Annotated in this window: 19 protein-coding genes; 6 read left to right on the plus strand and 13 right to left on the minus strand. The window is 47.5% G+C overall.

What is annotated here, in order from left to right; translation table 11 throughout:
* Positions 1 to 274: 274 nt before the first annotated feature.
* The 6 genes from recQ to ACFO5U_RS10875 all read right to left on the minus strand — a co-directional run bounded on the left by recQ (position 275) and on the right by ACFO5U_RS10875 (position 5374).
* On the minus strand, positions 275 to 2050 hold the full coding sequence (gene recQ / locus ACFO5U_RS10850; RefSeq protein WP_377279084.1) for a DNA helicase RecQ: 1776 nt from the start codon (positions 2048 to 2050) through the stop codon (positions 275 to 277).
* A gap of 158 nt (positions 2051 to 2208) precedes the next feature.
* Positions 2209 to 2694, minus strand: a complete 486-nt coding sequence (locus ACFO5U_RS10855) for a DUF4334 domain-containing protein (protein WP_377279085.1) — start codon at positions 2692 to 2694, stop codon at positions 2209 to 2211.
* 18 nt (positions 2695 to 2712) lie between these two features.
* On the minus strand, positions 2713 to 3498 hold the full coding sequence (locus ACFO5U_RS10860; RefSeq protein ID WP_377279086.1) for an SDR family oxidoreductase: 786 nt from the start codon (positions 3496 to 3498) through the stop codon (positions 2713 to 2715).
* A gap of 66 nt (positions 3499 to 3564) precedes the next feature.
* The gene (locus tag ACFO5U_RS10865; RefSeq protein WP_377279087.1) at positions 3565 to 4080 is read right to left on the minus strand and encodes a hypothetical protein; all 516 of its coding nucleotides are present in this window, start codon (positions 4078 to 4080) and stop codon (positions 3565 to 3567) included.
* A gap of 129 nt (positions 4081 to 4209) precedes the next feature.
* Complete coding sequence (locus ACFO5U_RS10870; protein ID WP_377279088.1) at positions 4210 to 4563, minus strand: helix-turn-helix domain-containing protein; 354 nt, start codon at positions 4561 to 4563, stop codon at positions 4210 to 4212.
* A gap of 181 nt (positions 4564 to 4744) precedes the next feature.
* Complete coding sequence (locus ACFO5U_RS10875; protein WP_377279089.1) at positions 4745 to 5374, minus strand: pentapeptide repeat-containing protein; 630 nt, start codon at positions 5372 to 5374, stop codon at positions 4745 to 4747.
* A gap of 119 nt (positions 5375 to 5493) precedes the next feature.
* On the opposite strand from ACFO5U_RS10875, the gene ACFO5U_RS10880 reads away from it, so the two are divergent.
* From ACFO5U_RS10880 to ACFO5U_RS10895, 4 genes are all read left to right on the plus strand, one after another.
* The gene (locus tag ACFO5U_RS10880; protein WP_377279090.1) at positions 5494 to 6189 is read left to right on the plus strand and encodes a DUF1538 domain-containing protein; all 696 of its coding nucleotides are present in this window, start codon (positions 5494 to 5496) and stop codon (positions 6187 to 6189) included.
* Entirely contained in the window at positions 6186 to 6929 is a 744-nt protein-coding gene (locus tag ACFO5U_RS10885) for a DUF1538 domain-containing protein (RefSeq protein WP_377279091.1), read from the plus strand. The genes ACFO5U_RS10880 and ACFO5U_RS10885 overlap by 4 nt, the downstream gene beginning before the upstream one ends.
* Entirely contained in the window at positions 6913 to 7602 is a 690-nt protein-coding gene (locus tag ACFO5U_RS10890) for a P-II family nitrogen regulator (protein WP_377279092.1), read from the plus strand. Before ACFO5U_RS10885 ends, ACFO5U_RS10890 begins: the two co-directional genes overlap by 17 nt.
* A gap of 189 nt (positions 7603 to 7791) precedes the next feature.
* A complete protein-coding gene (locus ACFO5U_RS10895) occupies positions 7792 to 8940 on the plus strand; it encodes a CDP-glycerol glycerophosphotransferase family protein (RefSeq protein ID WP_377279093.1) in 1149 nt (382 codons plus the stop codon).
* Positions 8941 to 9038: 98 nt separating this feature from the next.
* Here the strand turns inward: ACFO5U_RS10895 and ACFO5U_RS10900 are convergent, their stop codons facing one another.
* The gene (locus ACFO5U_RS10900) at positions 9039 to 9794 is read right to left on the minus strand and encodes an exodeoxyribonuclease III (RefSeq protein ID WP_377279492.1); all 756 of its coding nucleotides are present in this window, start codon (positions 9792 to 9794) and stop codon (positions 9039 to 9041) included.
* A 173-nt stretch (positions 9795 to 9967) separates the two neighbouring features.
* Here ACFO5U_RS10900 and ACFO5U_RS10905 point away from each other — a divergent pair, with 173 nt between their 5' ends.
* Complete coding sequence (locus ACFO5U_RS10905; protein WP_377279094.1) at positions 9968 to 11245, plus strand: MFS transporter; 1278 nt, start codon at positions 9968 to 9970, stop codon at positions 11243 to 11245.
* A 55-nt stretch (positions 11246 to 11300) separates the two neighbouring features.
* Here the strand turns inward: ACFO5U_RS10905 and ACFO5U_RS10910 are convergent, their stop codons facing one another.
* From ACFO5U_RS10910 to rlmN, 3 genes are all read right to left on the minus strand, one after another.
* The gene (locus ACFO5U_RS10910; protein ID WP_377279095.1) at positions 11301 to 12059 is read right to left on the minus strand and encodes a YkuS family protein; all 759 of its coding nucleotides are present in this window, start codon (positions 12057 to 12059) and stop codon (positions 11301 to 11303) included.
* Between the two features lie 586 nt (positions 12060 to 12645).
* On the minus strand, positions 12646 to 13770 hold the full coding sequence (locus tag ACFO5U_RS10915; RefSeq protein WP_377279096.1) for an ABC transporter ATP-binding protein: 1125 nt from the start codon (positions 13768 to 13770) through the stop codon (positions 12646 to 12648).
* 356 nt (positions 13771 to 14126) lie between these two features.
* Positions 14127 to 15200 (minus strand): dual-specificity RNA methyltransferase RlmN, encoded by a 1074-nt coding sequence (gene rlmN / locus ACFO5U_RS10920; RefSeq protein WP_377279097.1) that lies wholly within the window; start codon positions 15198 to 15200, stop codon positions 14127 to 14129.
* A gap of 166 nt (positions 15201 to 15366) precedes the next feature.
* On the opposite strand from rlmN, the gene ACFO5U_RS10925 reads away from it, so the two are divergent.
* Entirely contained in the window at positions 15367 to 15837 is a 471-nt protein-coding gene (locus tag ACFO5U_RS10925; protein ID WP_377279098.1) for a VOC family protein, read from the plus strand.
* Positions 15838 to 15885: 48 nt separating this feature from the next.
* On the opposite strand, the gene ACFO5U_RS10930 is transcribed toward ACFO5U_RS10925, so the two are convergent.
* The 3 genes from ACFO5U_RS10930 to ACFO5U_RS10940 all read right to left on the minus strand — a co-directional run bounded on the left by ACFO5U_RS10930 (position 15886) and on the right by ACFO5U_RS10940 (position 19902).
* A complete protein-coding gene (locus ACFO5U_RS10930; RefSeq protein WP_377279099.1) occupies positions 15886 to 17400 on the minus strand; it encodes an acetyl-CoA hydrolase/transferase family protein in 1515 nt (504 codons plus the stop codon).
* A gap of 252 nt (positions 17401 to 17652) precedes the next feature.
* Positions 17653 to 18297 carry a LytTR family DNA-binding domain-containing protein gene (locus ACFO5U_RS10935; protein ID WP_377279100.1) on the minus strand — a complete coding sequence of 215 codons (645 nt, stop codon included), beginning with the start codon at positions 18295 to 18297 and terminating at the stop codon, positions 17653 to 17655.
* A gap of 99 nt (positions 18298 to 18396) precedes the next feature.
* The gene (locus tag ACFO5U_RS10940; RefSeq protein ID WP_377279101.1) at positions 18397 to 19902 is read right to left on the minus strand and encodes a succinate CoA transferase; all 1506 of its coding nucleotides are present in this window, start codon (positions 19900 to 19902) and stop codon (positions 18397 to 18399) included.
* Positions 19903 to 19960 lie beyond the last annotated feature (58 nt).

Consider the following 19960-nt stretch of genomic DNA (forward strand, 5'->3'; position numbering starts at 1 on the left):
GGAAATCAACCAACTTTTCACTTGATATCGATTGCCTGTGCCTAGGTAGTTGTACCGTTTGGTTTTTTCTTCCTTCCTGCTATATATTGTCCAACTCGAGCTTATCGCACTGTCAATAATCACCGAATTAAAAATAAAACTTTTCTAAAAAAAAAAAGACGCAGAAAACGGAATCGTTTCCTGCGCCTTTTAGTTTCGGTTAAAGTTTTCCAGGCTTTTGTCGCCAAGTCCAATGTTTCAATCAAGTAAATAAAACGATGAGCGAAAAAAACGGCTAAGAATTATTCACCGTTTCATGCATGCGAATCGCTTCGAGGAATTGCTCCCCGTATTTCTCCAATTTATTGGCACCGACGCCGCTGACTTCGAGGAAAGAGTGTTCGTCTTTCGGTTTACGCGCGACCATATCCTGTAGGCTTTTATCGGAAAAGATGACAAAAGGCGGTACACCAGCTTGGTCAGCCAACGATTTGCGCACGATGCGCAACTCTTCGAACAGTGGATCGTTGGCGGCGATTTGCTTTGTCACCACAACGCCTTTTCTCAGTACCCGGCGTTTGCCAAGCAAAACGTCACGGCCGCCATCCGGTACATAAATCGTCGGAAAGCTTCCTTGTTCAACGGCCAACAGCTCCTGTGAAATCATGAACTCAATCAAATTCGAGACTTCTTTGGAGTTCATGTGCTTCAGCACGCCATAGGTCGATAATTTATCAAACCTGAATTCGAGCACTTTTTTATTGCGCGATCCGGTCAGTACTTGGGCCGTCATCGTTTTGCCGAACTTCTGTCCCATACGTATGACGCACGACAGCACTTTCTGGACATCTTCCGTGACATCCTGGCTTTCGCGTTCATCGACGCAATTGCCGCAATGGCCGCAAACGGATGCACTGCCGTCGCCGAAATACTGGATAATGAATTGCTGGAGGCAATTTTCTGTATGGCAATAATCGACCATGCCCTGGAGTTTTTTCAATTCCCCGGGGATGCGCGACGGATCCTGCGCCTGATCGATCAAAAAGCGCTGCGTCTGCACATCCTGCGAGGCATAAAGCACGATGCACTCACTCGGCAAGCCGTCCCGTCCGGCGCGTCCCGCTTCCTGATAATAGCTTTCCATGTTTTTCGGCAACTGATAATGGATGACGTAGCGGATATTGGATTTATCGATGCCCATGCCGAACGCATTTGTGGCCACCATCACTGTCACTTCATCGTTCAAAAAACGCTCTTGCCCAAGGCGGCGTTCGTCGTCAGGCATGCCGGCGTGATATTTTGCTGCCTTGACCCCTCGCTTTACAAGAGACTCAAATACCGAATCGACAGTTTTCCGGGTCGCCGCGTAAATGATGCCCGCTTCTTTATCGTTTTTCTGGACATAGTCACGGATAAAACGTTCACGGTCCTGCCCCTGAATGACGGAAAAGCTCAGGTTCGCACGTTCAAATCCGGTGATGACCGTATTTTCTTCCTTGATGTCCAATATGCGGCAAATATCTTCACGTACTTGAGGTGTCGCGGTCGCCGTCAGCGCAAGCACCGTCGGATGATCCGGAAAGATTTCCAACATGCGGCTGATCAGGCGATAGCTCGGCCGGAAATCATGGCCCCATTGCGAAATGCAATGCGCTTCATCGACTGCGATGAGCGGCACCTTGACGCCTTGCAAACCGTCCAAGAACATTTCCGAATCGAGGCGCTCAGGCGCGATATACAATAACTTGACGATGCCCATCTGGACTTCGTGGAGAATCTCACGCACTTCGTAAACGTCGAGCGAGCTGTTAATGGCCGCAGCTGGAATCCCTGCAGCCTGCAATGCATCGACCTGGTCTTTCATGAGGGAGATCAGCGGCGATACGACGATTGTCGTCCCTTCCATCGCCAGCGCAGGAATCTGATAGCACATCGATTTCCCGCCGCCTGTCGGCATGACGCAAATCGTGTTTTGGCCATCGAATACTTGTGTGATGGCCTGTTCCTGGCCAATCCGGAAGCTGTCGTATCCGAAATGCGACTGCAATAGTTTTCTTGCTTGTTCCAACACCTTTAAACACTCCCCATACTGTTTTGCTATGAACGTAGCTTACCATATTTGAAGGGCTATTTCTTTTTTGGCCAACGAAAAGCCACCCGGGAAAACTGATTACTTCCCAGGTGGCTAAAAAGACCTTTCTTATACAAACCGACTAAGTGAAAATGCTCTCATGCGTAAACTCTTGCCAGCAGGAAGAAATATGGCTGCTGCATGCCCTTCCAGTCCATCATGCCCAATAGCACGTCGTCGTTCACTTTCCGGAAATGGTCCTGAATCGGCAATTGATCGTAAATCATGGCAGCACTCATTTTTCCGCGCCATTCCATCTTGCGTAGCCGTGCCGCACCTTTCGCGCCAGACAATAAATTGCTGATCACACCTGGCGGAAATGGATGCAGCGGTACTGGTTTTCCCGACGGGGCATGGAACAATAACGGGTCGACATGCTCCATGCTATGAAAAGCTTTGCCATACCAGCCCGATTTTTCAAGCCAGCCATCCAACGGGTGCCCTGTTGAAAGCCCGTGCCCTTTCCACGTGCCGAACATTTCTTGCGGTTCGACCGGTTCAAGCGCATCAAACCATCGGCAAGCATCATTGACACTTATCACGCCGCTGTCCACTACATTCCAAATTGAAAATCCAGGCTTCATGACAATCGCCCTTTCCGCTTAAATCTCCAACTCCCAATGCTTCGCTTCTTCGTCTTTCATCTGCTGTTCGGTTTCTTCAGGATACGCCGTGCGGAATTTATGCGATTCTTGCGGGATGATCTCCACCATTTTATCAATCATGTCCTGCGGGTCGAATTGGTCTTCCAAGCCCTTCTCCGCTTCTTTCATGTCTTCCGGACGCGTGAAGTGGATTTTCTCATCAAACCACTTCCGTTTCGCTTCTGCACTGCGGTCATTAAAACCTGTATCGAAAGCTCCAGGGTTGATCGTCGCCACTTGAACGCCAAACTCCGCCATTTCCTTGCGCAGCGTTTTGGCAATCGCTTCGATTGCGTGTTTTGTGGCCGTATATGGGCCGACATAAGGCGTCGACATGATGCCTGCCATGGAAGACAGGAAGATAATCTTGCCCTTGCCTTTTTCGACGAATTTACGTGCCGCGATTTGAGCCGTTTCAAGCGTCTGGAATACGTTCACTTCGAATAGTTCACGGAAGTTCGCCATCGGTACTTCACCGAGTGCGCCGCCTTCATTGACCGCGGCATTAGCTACAAAAATATCAAAATCATAGTCGAGCATCTGCGCTAGATCCTGCGGATTTTTGATGTCCATCTTGAATGTTGTCAGTTCGACTCCAGCGTCCGCTGCCGCTTCGCGAAGCGACGTCACTTGAGGCGCAGTTTCGACTGGTGCAATCACTTTATGGCCTTTTGCTGCAAGGCCAAGTGCTGTGCCTTTCCCGAGCCCACTACCGGCTCCGGTGATGAAAATTGTTTTACTCATTATGTTTCCTCCTGTTCCTTTCGTTGCTATAGTTTATCTTCCCTGCAGCAACGAAAATAAACAGGCTTATGCGAACCACCATTCTTTGCGATCCATTTCTTCTGCAAAAGAGGCATATTGAAACAATTCTTCTTCCAATACTTGCGCACTTCGGGCGAGCATCCGTTCACGGGCTTTTTTCCGCTTGAAACGCCTTCCATAAACTGCTTGAACTTCATCATAAGATTCTTTCAGCTCACGGAAGCTCACGGCGATCTCGCCATCCACATCTTTCAACAAGGATGCTAACATTCCGACTTTCGTATAAAGTTCATCTACCGTATAGCGTTCACGGTCCTGATATAAAATTCCCGCGACAATCGACGCCGGCAATTCCTCGTCGACTCCACGCGCCAAATCCGTCAATAACTCCAGCATGATGCGCCGGTTACTCGCAAGTGACATGACATAAAAGATATGAGGTATTTGCTGTACAGGGGTTTCTGAAATATATTCATCAATTTGGCTAATTAAATCTTCAGCCTTTAAATGATCGATGAGAATTCCCAAGCGGTAAGTTTCATACATGATGTATCTTCTCAAATCCTCACCGCCAATTCATTATTGTTTCTCTATATTTTGACAGATTATTCTGTCAAAAACAATTCGCCATTTTCATTCAAGCAAAAAAAACCTCTTTTCAGAAAACTGAAAAGAGGGCGGGCGATTGAATTAAGTTGCCATGCCGTAACCGTCCATGCGGCGCTTCACTTGAATAAACGAAGCAGCTTCTGCAAGTTCCGTTTGGTTCAATGGCTGATCGTCCAACATAATCGTATATTCATTGAGGAAATTCGTATTTTGAAGATCCACGTTAATCATGCGATCATTGCGGTCCAGCAAGCTGTCGACAGAGATTTCAAAAAAATCAGCTAGGCGCTCTAAATGAACCACAGAAACTTGTTTTTTGCCGCTTTCATATGCCCACACGGTACTTTTCGCAAAACCGAGACGATCTGCTAGTTCTTCCGGGGAAAGGCTTCTGGCTTCTCTCAAGTCTTTTATTTTTTTGCTTAATTGTTTCATTTATAACTCCTACTCCTTTAAGTATATTTCTAATTATTTTAAATATACTGCAATTAAAGTGAATGAGCAATCATTTTATGGGTAATTTTTTAAAATAGAATGAATATTTAGTGAACAACATCTATTTAATATAATAATTGGAAATTAATTAGTATAAAAGATACACTAACATCATATTCAATCACTCCACTATCCACAATCCCATTTTACGGGCAAAAAGCAAGGCCTGATCTGCAGATACTTTGCACCCCGCCAGCAAATCCGTGGTCACTTGCAAGTCACCGAAGCTGCTTGAACTCAAATCGGTTTGCTTGAGCGAAGTTCCCGTAAAATTCGCATCATCCAACTGGCTGCGCTTAAATCGGATCTCCTTTAACTCGACTTCGTAAAAATCGCTTTCACGCAATATGCTTTCTTCAAAAGAAACTTCGCTTAAATGTGCAAACCCAAAAACCGCATAGTCGAGACGGCATTCGGCAAATCGTGTAAAGCGGATCGTGCTTTCTGAAAAATCCGTGCCAAGCAATCGGCAGTTTTCAAAACGCGTCCGGTGAAAAACGGCGCGGCTAAAGTCGGCATTCGACAAGTCGCAATTGATGAAGACTGCATCGGCGAATTCACTGCGTGACCAATCCCCTACTGAAAACCGAATATTTTCGAATTTCACACGGTCGAAATGAATTTTTCCTGCCGGCAATTCTTCCTCTGCCAATCGACAGTCATGGACATATCCGTCATCTAATGCTTCAATAAAAGAAATTAGTTCGAGCTTTCGAGGAAGCATCGGTTCGGTTTTTTTGTTTTTCTTCATCGCCATTCCTCCTTGCTGCATGTAGGCTTGTTCTATCTTAACGAGAAAAAGGAAGTTTGTCCCATCTACTTGTTATCAATACTCAATACACTCTGGTTTTACCGAAAAGGAGATGCTTCATGGACAATGTAAAACATACCTTCAAAGAAGTTGCCTCTGCCATACTGCCCGTAACAGCAGTCGTCATCTTGCTGCAGATTTTCTTCATCCGCTTGCCACTCGAAGCCTTATTGCAATTTTTGATCGGCGTCGTTTTTGTCGGAACCGGATTTTTTCTCTTCCTGCTCGGCGTTAACGCAGGATTGCTGCCAATCGGTGAAATGATCGGCAAGAAACTGCCGCTGACCAAAAAGCCATGGCTGATCATCGGGACTGGGGTGGTACTAGGCTTAGCCGTAACAGTCGCAGAACCGGACGTACGTGTGCTTGCCAACCAGATAGACCAAGTGTCAGGCGGCGCCATTTCAACAAACATCCTCATCTTATCGGTTTCCATCGGCTTAGCCATCTTTGTTGGCCTGTCCATGGTCCGGACACTTTTTAGCATCCCGATCCACTATATGTTGATTGGCGGGTATTCCATTGTCTTTCTCATGTCGTTCTTTGTACCGGAATCATTCATTCCCATCTCATTCGATGCCGGGGGTGTCACGACCGGGCCGATGGCGGTGCCTTTCATCTTGGCGCTTGGCATCGGGGTCGCGTCTGTGCTCCGTTCGGATAAACCAAGCAGCGGCGAAGGATTCGGCTTAATCGGCCTTGCCTCAATCGGGCCGATCATTGCGGTCATGATCTTGGGGGTGCTGTACCGATGAATTTGCATATTTTCCAAGGTTTTGGTGGCGTGTTGCTCGAAGTAAGTTTGGCGCTTTTGCCGCTAATTCTCTTTTTCGGCGCTTTTCAGTTGTTTATGCTTAAATTGCCGAGAGAACGCGTTCTTCAAACAGCTCTTGGCTTTGTTCTTACGTTTTTCGGCTTGGCGTTCTTCCTGCAAGGTGTGCATGTAGGTTTCATGCCGTTCGGTGAATTGATGGGCGCAGAACTCGGCGAGTGGAATCAGCGCTGGGCCATCATCCCAATCGGTTTTGTATTAGGGTTTGTGGCGACTTTCGCTGAGCCGGCCGTCCGCATCATGAATGATGAAGTCGACCGCGAAACCGGCGGATATATTTCCGCCAATATTATGCTTTACACCCTTTCTACAGGAGTGGGCTTATCCATTGCACTATCTATGGTCCGCATTTTGACTGGCTGGTCGATTTGGTATTTTATTTTGCCAGGCTATTTGATTGCACTTTTGCTAATCTTTTTTTCTTCACGCACGTTTATCGCCATCGCTTTTGACTCAGGCGGTGTCGCTACCGGCCCGATGACTGTCACATTTATCGTTTCCGTTGCAGTGGGCATTGCCTCTGTCATCGAAGGGCGAGATCCGCTTGTTGACGGCTTCGGCATGATTGCACTGGTCGCATTAACACCCATCATCGCCGTCCTCATCGTCGGCTTAATCTTCAACCGAAAGGCAGGGAATAAAAATCATGAACCTGAATCATAGACTGATGATTGCTATCGTAAAGCGAGGAGCTTCCCGCGACATTATTGCAGCCGCTAAAAAGGCTGGTGCGGACGGGGCCACCGTATTGTATGCGGAAGGAATCGGGCGCAATGAAAAACCGACCTTTTTCGGTCTCCCCGCAACCCATGAAAAAGACGTTATTTTAATTGCAGTCGACGGAGAGATTGAACTGGGCGTGGCCGAGGCTGTCAGCCATGCCGGCAAACTCGGAATATCCGGACACGGCCTGGGCTTTACGATACACTTGAGCCAGTTACTGGGCGTTCCGCACCTGAACGACCGGGAAGACGATAGAAAAAAGATGCGAGGAGTGGAAACAATGGCAGAACCGAAAGATTTCCAATTGATTGTGACGATTGTAAATTCCGGAGATTCAGGCCGCGTCGTGAAAGCCGCAGCCAAAGCGGGCGCGGAAGGCGGCACTATTTTGAATGGCCGCGGCACCGGTGTAAACGAACAGCAGAAGTTCATGAATTTTACTATCGATCCTGAAAAAGATGTAGTTTTGACACTCGTCCCGACAGGCTTTGCAGAAAAAGTCGTTGCGAGCATTGAAGAAGCTGTAGACCTCGACGCTCCCGGAAAAGGCATCGCTTTCTTGATTGATGTGGAGAACGTATTCGGCGTCAACCATTCTTCGTTGAATAAGTAATGCATAAAAGCGCTGGCCTTCTAACAGGCCAGCGCTTTTATGTGTAGAGTAAATCAAGGATTTTAAATGGCAAAGCTTCTCTGGCATTAGACAAATCCTGCTGGATATGAAAAACTAGAATGTAATAGACTATAGAAAGCAGGGCTAGAAATGAGCGTTACCTTGAAAGAGAAAGGGAGATGGGACCCTTTGAAAGTTTTTGTGAAAGTATCCGCCGCATACTTGCTATCCCGATTTTACCGTAATTCAAATGGCCCGAAAATCGCGTTAGTGGGAGGCAATCTCGGAGAGAAATACGAAGATAATGCTTCTGTCTTCCATAAATACTTGGTCAATAACCATGCCGATCAAGTGACCGCTTATTGGATGTATGATTCATCGACCGACTATGCGAAGAACGGACGGATTCCGAACGCTGTAGCGCTTGGCAGCTTCCGCAATTACTTGCTGTTCTTCCGTGCAGATTACACATTTCACGGCCACTCCCTGCTTTACGACATCGTGCCGTCTGCCGATAAGTTTTTGAACTTAAACCGGCGGACCGTCATTACCCACGTCAGCCACGGCATTGAAGGCTTCAAAAAGATCCTCATCCAAAAAGAAGATGTCCCTCTTCTAAAGCGGACAGATTATTTCAACTGCGCTTCGCAATATGAATACGAATTAAAGCGCGACAAATGGGACATTCCAGAAAAAAAGCTGATTGTTACGGGATTTCCACGATTTGACCGCTACCCGCCGAATCAGCCGCCAAAAGAGATGAAGCGCATACTCATGATGATGACTTGGCGCGAATGGCTATTTGACTTATCAAAAGAGGAATTTCTTGAAAGCAACTACTTCCGCAGCACCATTGGCTTATTGGAACATCAAGGAATACGTGAACTCCTGAAATCCAACGGCATCCATCTGCAAATCGCTCTTCATCCTTTTATGAAGCGCTTTGAAGAACATTTCTTCCCGCTTGCCGACCAGGATTACGGCATCGAATTCCTCGACTTCAATCATACATCCATCGAACGCTCCATCGAAGAAAACGATATGTTGTTGACAGACATCACGAGCGTATCATGGGATTTCCTGTATTTGAACAAACCCATTATCTTTTTCATGTTCGACCAGCAGGAATATACGGAAAGACGTGGTTCGTACCTCGACCTCGACCACGATTTATACGGCTATAAAGCTTCTGAAGTCGAAGATGTTTACAAGCATCTATCCTATATGATCGAGCATAATATTACACATAACGAATGGTATGAAAAAGCGCCTGACTATATCGATTTTTTCGACCAGAATAATTGCAAACGTTTAGCACAACGCGTAATGGGCGTCTGAATGTTTCACGTGGAACTTGCATGAGACAAAAAAACGGCATGAGCTGATTCCAGCGCTCCTGCCGTTTTTTCGTTTTTGAATAATTGAATAATGACTGGTTAACGAGCCAAATGCAATTCAACCGGGCAATGGTCCGAACCCAAAACATCTGTATGGATCGAAGCGCTTTGCATCCGTTCGATCAAGCGGTTCGAGGCGATAAAATAATCGATGCGCCAGCCGATATTCTTTTGCCGGCAATTCGAGCGGTATGACCACCATGAATAATGTCCGGCTTGTTCGGGGTGAAAATGGCGGAATGTATCAACAAATCCACTCGCCAAAAAGTCGCTGATCTTCCCTCGCTCTTCCGGTGTAAATCCCGAATTTTTGCGGTTCGCTTTCGGGTTTTTCAAATCGATTTCCTGATGCGCAACATTTAAATCGCCGCATAAAATGACCGGCTTCACCTTGTCCAACTCCTGAATATATTCAAGCAAGCGGTCTTCCCATAACAAGCGGTATGCTAGGCGCAACAAACCGTGCTGCGAGTTCGGTGTATACACATTTACGATGTAGAAGCCTGGAAACTCCAGGGCGATGAGCCGCCCTTCCGAATCATGCTCTTCAAGCCCCAATCCGTAGTCCACACTTAGAGGGCGCTCTTTCGTGAAAATCGCCGTACCCGAATAGCCTTTCTTTTCGGCATAATTCCAATAGCTATGATAGCCTGGAAGGTCCAACTCAATTTGGCCTTCCTGCAGCTTGATTTCCTGTAGACAAAAAATATCGGCATCGACCGTTTTAAAAAAATCCATAAATCCTTTTTTCATGACAGCCCGCAGGCCATTGACATTCCATGACACCAATTTCATCATCCACACCTGCTTTCCGTTATTCAGTGTAGCGAACTCCTAGCACACAGACAAATTCTTTGCAGCATCACTGGCTAAGAAATTATTGTAAAATTTCAGCAAATTTTCAGACAATCTCGTCTTTTCTGCAGCCCCATCTTGTACAATAGACTTACTAAAAGGGGGCTTGGGCTATGGCGAAGTATACGAAAACAGAAAAGAGCTGGGCACTGTACGATTGGGGCAACTCCGCTTATTCGATCATCATCACTACGGCAGTTTTCCCACTCTTTTATAAAGCAGCGGCAACAGATGCCGGCGTCGAATTGGCCGATTCAACTGCCTATTTGAGTTATACAATCGCCATTTTCACGTTCATTTTGGCGATGATCGGCCCGATACTCGGCACCATTGCCGATTATGAAGGTATGAAGAAACGCTTTTTCACCGGTTTTTTTCTGCTTGGCACCATCTCCACTGCGATGCTGGCGTTCGTACCCGAAGGCGAATGGCTATGGCTATTGATCTGTTACACATTTGCAGCACTCGGTGCGACCGGCGCGAATTTATTTTATGATGCATTCATCGTTGACGTCACAACCACCAAGCGAATGAACCGGGTGTCGGCATTCGGGTATGGCCTTGGCTATATCGGCTCAACCATCCCATTTGCGATTGCCATCCTCATTATATTATTGGCTCAAAACGGAGTATTGCCGCTTTCTGTTACCAATGCGAGCCGAGTTGCGTTTCTCATCACCGCTGTCTGGTGGCTCGTTTTCACTATTCCTATGCTTCGCCACGTCAAGCAAGTGCACTTTATCAAACGTGAAGCCAGCCCTGTAGTCCAGAGCTTCCGCCGACTCGGCAAAACCATCCGTGAAATTAGGCAATACCGTGCGTTGCTGCTGTTTTTGATCGCCTACTTCTTTTATATTGACGGCGTCGGCACCATCATCGCCTTATCCACCGCTTATGGCACAGACCTTGGTTTGAGTGCCACGAGCCTGCTGATTGTTTTGTTCGCCACCCAGGTGGTCGCCGCTCCTTTCGCCATTTTGTATGGCAGGCTTGCCGACCGGTTTACAGGAAAGAAAATGCTTTATGTCGGCATTATCGTCTATATCATCGTCTGCATTTATGCATTTTTTATTGAAACCATCACCGACTTCTGGATTCTCGCGATGTTGGTCGCCTCTAGCCAAGGCGGCATCCAAGCACTGAGCCGCTCTTATTTCGGAAAGCTTGTACCAAAGCAAAATGCCAATGAATTTTTCGGTTTCTATAATATTTTCGGCAAATTCGCCGCTATTTCCGGTCCCTTGCTTGTCGGCGTCACAGCACAAGTGACAGGCAATACCAGTATGGGCGTCTTAAGTTTGGTCGTCCTCTTTGTTATCGGGTTTGTTGTGCTTATGTTCGTCCCTGAGCCAGAGCCGCATGACCCGGTCGATGAAGTGGCCGCGGAATAAGCAAACACTAAAAAAGCCCTTGCGCAAATGCGCAAGGGCTTTTTTAGTGTTGAGTTTAGTTGTTTTTCTTAGCTGCATCAGTTGGCTCAACTTTGATCGTGCCATCTGAGTTTTTGTCGAGTGAGGATTCGCCGAATTCCACGACATCTACTCCACCGGCATCTTTTTCAGCTTTTTTGATTTCTTTTTCTACTTTTTTCTCTGCTTTTTCGTGCTCTTTTTGTGCTTTTTCTTCTTTTTTCTCTTCTTTTTCAATCGCTTTTTCATATTGCTTTGCTTCTTTTTCGATTGCTTTTTCTTGTTTATCTAATTCTTTCTCTTCTTTCTTCTCTTCGCGCTTCGCTTTTAATTCATCAGCTTTTTCTTTTGCTTGATCGATTGAACCGCTGACTTTCTCGGTAGAATCTGCAGTTTTCACTTTTACTTGCTCCTGCAACTCCTTGCCACTCTTAGGCGCGAGCAGTAACCCTGCAGCTGCACCGATCAACGCACCTGTCAACGCACCGGCAACAAAGCTTCCGGCGCCGCCTGAGTCAGATCCATGTTCAGCTGACATAGGTGCAGGCGATTGGATCTTGCCTTGGCGCACTAGGCGCTCTTCGACTTCTTCTACGATTTCAAATAAAGTACGGCCTCGTGCTTCCACGAGAGATACACTCATATGAAAATCTGTTAGATCATCTTGGTCACGGACGACGATAACGTCATAATCTGTCGCGTCTGTTTTCTTTTCAAGCATTTCTGCATTATACCCTTTTTGTACTAACGCATCACGTACTGATGTAAATGGATGTTCCACTGCAATTCTCACCATTCTGTGTCCACTCCTTTTTTTTTGAAAACTCTATGTTAAGTTGTTTTCCCTTATTCCACATCCCTAAACTTATCAAAACCAGGCTGATGCCCAATTTTTTCAAATTTTCGAGCTATTCGTTGGTAACACTGGAATGGATTGGGCTGAGTTGGACTTGGAATGCGTAGATGTGTTGCTGCTTGTTTGGAGCTTCACAAATGGATTCGCCGCCTTGCTTTGGGATGGCCTCGTGCAGCAAGTCAGGAAGAGCACCTGTCTTGCTGCGTCGGCTCACCCGTTTGCGCTAGGCGGCTGGGTGATTTCATTGTCTGTTGACTGTTTAAGTTGTTCTGCTTTCGCATATAGTTGCCGGCTAGCGGGGGAATCGCTTCCATGGTCTAGCATAGAAGAAGAAATTTAGGATTTTCGTTTTCTTTGATTATAGTCAGTTTAAGCTGAGCTTTCTTTGCAGGTTTCGTCCGCTGGTTGGGATGTCGCTCTCCTGGATCCCGTGCCTTGGGCAAAACAGATGGGAGCGTTCACAGAAATATCCATCAAAAAAAAATTCGGATCGGTTAAAGTTTAACCGATCCGGGTGTTGATCATTTTATACAGTGACTGCCGCACGCTCTACCGCTTTGATGCGATCGCCTGTTTCAGCATCGAAGAAATGGACATGCGCCATATCAAACGCCAATGTCGCTTGATGGCCCGCTTCGATGGTCGTCATTGCATCGACACGGGCAATGAAATTCTGGTCTTCATAAACTGCATGAAGAATCGTTTCGGCACCGGTCAACTCCGCAACGGTAATCGTCGCTTCAAACTCGCTTGCCGGGATGCCCGACAAATCTTCGTTGTTGACATGGATATGTTCCGGACGGATGCCTAGTGTTGCCGCTTTGCCGTCGTATCCTTCTTGTTTCAGCACTTCCAGTAATTTCGCCGGTACAGCAATCTGCTTTTGCCCGATGACAAACGAATTGCCTTCGATCTTGCCTTCAAAGAAGTTCATGGCAGGAGAACCGATAAAGCCTCCGACAAAACGGTTTTCCGGAAAATCGTAAACTTGCTTCGGCGTTCCGACTTGCTGGATCAAGCCGTCTTTCATGACGACAATGCGGGAAGCCATGGTCATTGCTTCCGTTTGGTCGTGCGTTACGTAGATGGTTGTCGTTTTCAAGCGGTTATGCAATTTGGAAATTTCCGCACGCATCTGCACGCGCAATTTGGCGTCCAAGTTCGACAACGGCTCATCCATCAGGAAGACTTTTGCATCGCGTACGATAGCGCGCCCGAGAGCTACACGCTGGCGCTGTCCGCCTGAGAGCGCTTTCGGTTTTCTGTTTAAATATTCTTCCAACCCGAGAATAGCCGCGGCTTCGTCTACACGGCGCTTAATTTCCTCTTTTTTGAACTTGCGCAGTTTCAAACCAAATGCCATATTTTCATAAACCGTCATATGCGGATACAATGCATAGTTTTGGAAAACCATAGCGATATCACGCTCTTTTGGCTGAACATCGTTCATTCGCTTATCGTCGATAAAGAATTCGCCCTCTGAAATTTCTTCAAGGCCGGCAATCATCCGAAGAGTTGTGGACTTCCCGCAGCCCGATGGCCCGACGAAAACAATAAATTCTTCGTCTTTAATGTGTAAATTGAAATCACTGACCGCCAGTGCCCCGTTGTCATATCTCTTGCCTAAATGATCTATTCTAATTTCAGCCATTAATCATTCTCCTCTAAAGCGTTTTCTTTTATTATAGAGAATTTGCAGTAAATTACAAATATATATTTAAGAGGGCTTTTCGACTGCACAGACAAGCTGCAATCAGTTGCGGAAAAAGCCTGCAAGGTGTTTATTTGCCACCAAACACTTTTAATAGACTGTGTTCTGACAAAACAAGTTCTCAGCCTCTAAACAGTTCGACAAGACCCCTTGCGGCTCGTTCATTACACTTCCTAGCCCTTTTAACACTAGTGCAGCGAAATCTCCAACTTGGCCTAAACATTCAACAACTCGACGCATTCAGCGAAACACAAAAAAGCCCCCGAACATCTCGGGAGCTTCCTGCCTGTCACGTATTAGACCGTTGCCGGTTTTTTGTCTTTTTTGATTTGCTTGCTGCGAAGTTGTCCACAAGCCGCGTCAATGTCTGCGCCTTGTTCATGGCGCACGCCGCAATTGATGCCTTTTTTCTTCAATGCATCGTAAAATGCGCTGATCGCTTCAGGCGTGCTTTGCTGATATTGGTCATGCTCATCCACAGAGTTATAAGGGATCAAGTTGACGTAAGACAGATGACGCTTGTCTTCAAGCAGTTTCGCAAGCTTATTCGCTTCTTCGACATGGTCGTTGACATCACGCAGCATAATGTACTCGAACGTGATGCGGCGGTTCGATTTCTCCAAATAATAATCGATCGCAGCCATCAGTTTTTCGACCGGATATGCTTTGTTGATTTTCATGATGCGCGTACGCAATTCGTTTGTCGGTGCGTGGATTGAGATTGCCAAGTTGACCTGAAGGCCCTCATCCGCATAATCGTAGATCTTCGGCACGATGCCGCTCGTGGAAACCGTGATATGGCGAGCCCCGATTGCCAACCCTTTTTGGGAATTGACAACGTGGAGGAAGTCCATCAAATTCGAGTAGTTGTCGAACGGTTCGCCGATACCCATGACTACGATGTGGCTGACGCGCTCATCTTTTTCTACAGCGTCGAAATGCGCCTGCACTTGCATGATTTGCTCGACGATTTCGCCCGCGTTTAAATCGCGGCTCTTTTTCAAAAGTCCGCTTGCACAGAAACTACAGCCGATGTTGCAGCCGACTTGCGTTGTGACACAGACCGAGTTGCCGTATTTAAAACGCATCAATACAGTTTCGATCAAGTTGCCGTCTTGAAGGCGGAACAGGAATTTAATCGTTCCATCGGATGATTCTTGCTTCACTGCCTCTTCCAATGTACGGATGGCAAAACTGTTCTCTAGAAGCTCGATGCAATCTTTCGACAAGTTTTTCATCTCTGAGAACTCAGTGACACGTTTAATGTACAACCAGTCCCACACTTGCTCTGCGCGGTATTTCTTTTGACCGTTTTCTACAAACCATTCTTTTAATTGTTCTATCGTCAATCCATAGATGGAATTTTTCATTTTTACGAACCCTCATTTCAGAATTTCACAATTGCTTATTATAATACTAAAAATCCAGTCTGGCAACAACTATTTTCGACTTTTCGGATCACTCCTGATAGAATCGGTGCATATTCCCCGTGCCGGTAGGGTACAGAAATATTACAGAGCTAAAGGAGGAATCATCATGGCAGCAATTACGCATGTGGGGCTTGCGGTCCCGGATTTAAATAAAGCGATGGATTGGTACCGGAAGGTCTTTGATTTTCGCGTCTTGGCAGGACCTTTCGAATTTAACGATGAGGAAGGCGGGCCTCCTTCCATGACGCAGGATTTACAAGGACCCGAAATTAAAAAGATGAAAAGCGTTCACCTGATGTCTTCTGGAGGCGTCGGAATCGAACTTTTCGAGTTCCAGCAACCTAGCTTTTCAGAAGAAGTGCCGACACCGCACGCCGGTTTCTTCCACATCACGCTGGTCGTTGACGATATTGTCGAATCCATTGAACGGGTTGTCCAGCATGGCGGCCGTCAGCGCAGCAAAATGTGGAATATCAATAAAGGCAAGCCCCATTACCTCGTCTACACGGAAGATCCTTTCGGCAATATTATCGAACTGTATTCCCGCAATACTTCCGAAATGTACGGCAATCGCTGATTAGATCAAAAACCGGACAGCCTTTGGGCTGTCCGGTTTTTGCATTTATTAAACCAATTGTTCTTTTTTCACGAGCATCGTGCCGTTTTTCGCAAGCGATTCATGCCAGGAGAACGCTTTTTCCAATACATGCGGCGTTTGCCCCCCGCGTGTCAATGCTTCTTCGAAATACTCGCGCATTTGCGGGCGATAATCCGGATGGACGCAGTTTTCGATGATGACTTCGACGCGCTGGCGCGGCGCAAGACCGCGTAGATCGGCGTAGCCTTGCTCGGTGACAACGACATCGACATCGTGCTCTGTGTGATCCACGTGTGACACGAATGGCACCACACTGGAGATCTTACCGGCTTTTGCAACGGATTTCGTAACGAAGATTGCAAGACGTGCGTTGCGTGCAAAGTCGCCCGATCCGCCGATGCCGTTCATCATTTTCGTGCCGGAAACGTGCGTCGAGTTGACGTTTCCATACATATCAAACTCAAGTGCCGTATTGATGGAAATCAAGCCGAGTCGGCGGACGACTTCCGGATGGTTGGAAATTTCCTGCGGACGCATGATGATCTTGTCACGGTACTGGTCGAACTCGCTGAATACTTGCTTCATTTTCGGTTCAGACAAGGTAATCGAGCAGCACGAAGCGAAATCGACTTTGCCCGCATCCATCAAATCGAAGACCGCGTCTTGCAATACTTCCGAGTAGACTTCCAAGTTTTTAAACTCGGAATCGATCATGCCGTGGAGTACAGCATTTGCGACCGAGCCGATGCCGGATTGAAGCGGTGCCAGTTTTTCTGTCAGGCGGCCGGCTTCGATTTCACTGCGGAAAAAGTTCAACAAGTGGTCAGCCATGATTTTCGTTTCTTCGTCTGGCGCGACGATAGTCGACGGCGAATCTTCCTGATGCGTGAAGACGATTCCGCGTACACGGTCCATGTCGACCGGAATGCCTCGTGTGCCGATGCGCTGGTCCACAGCTGTCAACGGAATCGGATCGCGCTCGCCTTGCTTGCCTGTATCGTAAATATCATGGATGCCTTCAAATAATTCTGGCTGTGCTCCATTGATTTCGATGATGATATTTTTCGCATGTTTGACGAAAACCGATGAGTTGCCGACAGATGTCGTTGGGATAATCATGCCGTCTTCTGTAACCGACAACGCTTCTACGATAGCAAAATCAATCGGTTCGATAACCCCTGTGCGAATCCATTCCGCTGTGTGGGACAAATGATGGTCGACAAAGAACATTTCGCCTTCATTAATCGCTTTGCGCATGGCCGGTTCGGCTTGGAAAGGCAGGCGTTTATTGACGATTCCAGCTTCTGCGAACAAACGGTCAATATCCGATCCAAGTGATGCGCCGGTAAAGACGTTGACCTTGAAGTTTTCTGTTTCAGCGCGCTCAACTAGCGCATAAGGAACCGCTTTCACATCTCCCGCTCTTGTAAATCCACTGAGACCAAGTGTCATTCCGTCTTGAATCCAAGCTGCTGCCTCCTGGGGTGAAACAACACGGTCATGCAATTCTGTCGCTTTGATTCGTTCTAGGTTTTTTTCCATTCCGATCACACTCTCTTTCTGCATAGTTATTCGCTATGGCAATTACTATTAGAGATTAAAGCGTTTTCATCCTGACGCTCGCTGATGTTTACTTCCCGAAAAAAGGATAGAGCGAAAACACCCAATCTGCCTGGCTAATTATTAGATAATTTTAACTTGTGCCACAGCTGAAAAGGGAATTACCGGATGGAAAAGAGCAATAGTCGAGTGAAACAGAAAATCGGCTGTCCGAGGCAGCATTTTCATGCGTTCTCAGAAGCCGAGTAGTTTTCGGAAATAGCTGGAATAAGACTGGCTGACAGGCAGCCGGTCGCCGTTATCCATAGCCAACACGAATGTCGAATGGGTATCCGGGTGGATTTCTTCTATATGGTGGACATTGACGATAAACGAACGGTGGCAACGGATAAAAGAATCCCTTGGCAGCAAATATTCGAATTCCTGCAACGAATTTTTATTGGTCCCGGAGAAATCCGCTGCATGGACATGTGTTTTGCGGTCCTTCACTTCGAGATAGCGGACATCCGTAAACGGAATCGGCTTCCAGCCATCCGGGCTTTTCACGGTCACGACCGATTTCCCTTCTGTATAAGCCGGGTAAATCGCCATCACGCAGCCGGCAAGCTCGCCATCTTCTTCAAATGGCACCGCCATGCCGTGGTAAGGCACTCCGAACACTTCGCGGTTGATGAATTCCGACGCTTTTTGGCCGGTTGTCAATGCCTTATGGGCAATTGTGCCTTCCCGCACCTTATCGCCAGGCTTGATTTTCAAATCGATTCGTTTGCTTGGCCGATAATAAGTGTATTCTTCCATATTTGAAACCACGATCGAAACTTCATCGGAGAATAGCTCCCCCATCACGTCCAATAGCGGACCTGGTGTAATTTTTTCCATCACTATGGACCTCCAGTAACGTTCAAGTGGTATTAGTATACATGATTTTGCATGAACAGAAAAGAACGCTCCCGCTCAAGAGGGCTGATGCCTGCCCAATTATGGCGATTTTTTTAACATCGTGCCCTGCGCCTTGTAATGGGCATGCCACGACAAAGCTTCATCTAGCACATGCGGCGTATGCCCTCCAAGAGCCTCAGCACGCAAGAGATACTCTTCTAATTGCGCACGATAATCCGGATGGACGCAATTCGCGACAATCCGCTGTGCCCGTTCACGGGGCGCCAAATTGCGGATATCGGCATAGCCGTATTCCGTTACGACGACATCCACATCATGCTCGGTATGGTCGACATGGGATACGAACGGCACCACACTTGAAATGCGGCCGTCTTTCGCGGTTGATTTTGTGACGAATATGGCGATTTGGGCGTTGCGCCCAAAATCACCCGAACCGCCGATGCCGTTCATCATATTCGTTCCCGCGACATGCGTCGAATTGACATTTCCGTAAAGGTCGAATTCCAATGCTGTATTGATCGAGATCAACCCGAGCCGCCGGATGATTTCGGGATGGTTGGATATTTCCTGCGGCCGCAATACGAGCCGGTCGCTGTAGCGGCCCAAATCATTGTAGATCCGGTCCATATAAGGTGCTGACAAAGTGATCGCTGAACCGGACGCGAATATTGCTTTACCGGAATCAAGCAAGTCGAAGACGGTATCTTGCAGCACTTCCGAATACAGTTCGAGATCATGAAACTCCGAATCGAGGAGGCCTTGCAAGACCGCATTCGCCACCGATCCGATGCCGGACTGGATGGGTGCTAAGGTTTCAGTCAAGCGTCCCGCCCTCACTTCGCCGCGCAAAAACTCGAGCAGGTGGCCGGCCATGACATCTGTTTCAGCACCAGGCGGCTCTATTGGCGACGGAGAATCTGGCTGGTCCGTCCAGACAATGCCTTTCACTTTCGACATATCGATCGGTATGCCCGCCATGCCTATTCGATCGGACGGCGAGACGAGCGGAATCGGGCGACGGCGGCCGATAGGTTCCGGTTCGTAGCAATCGTGCAGCCCCTGTAACTCAAGCGGCTGTGAGGTGTTGATTTCAATGATCAGCTCTTTTGCATGATGGGCAAAAACAGCCGAGTTGCCGACGGAAGTCGTCGGGATCAATAAACCTTCTTTGGTGATGCCGAGCGCTTCGATAATCGCAAAATCAATCGATCCCGCCACTCCGCTTCTGATCCATTCCGCCGTCTGCGATAAATGATGATCGACAAACAGCACCGCTCCGGAATTGATGGCGGACCGCATCAGCCGGTCTGATTGATAGGGCACACGCTTACGCACCACTCCAGCTTGCGCCAAATACCCATCATTTCCCGAGCCAAGCGATGCCCCGGTATAGACATCGATTTGAAATCCTTCTTCCGCTCCTCGATGGGCTAGCGCGAGCGGCACCGCTTTTGCATCTCCTGCCCGCGTAAAGCCGCTTAGTCCGACTGCCATCCCAGTATCGATCCAGCCAGCTGCTTGAGTTGCTGAAACGATGCGGTCGTGCAACGCCTTCACTTGAATTCTCTTCAGTCGTTGATCCATCGCCATCCCCTTCTCCGAATTGCGCCTTTTCCAATACCTATACCCATGATGATCCATT

Source organism: Planococcus dechangensis, assembly GCF_042654465.1.
Taxonomy (GTDB): Bacteria; Bacillota; Bacilli; order Bacillales_A; family Planococcaceae; genus Planococcus; species Planococcus dechangensis.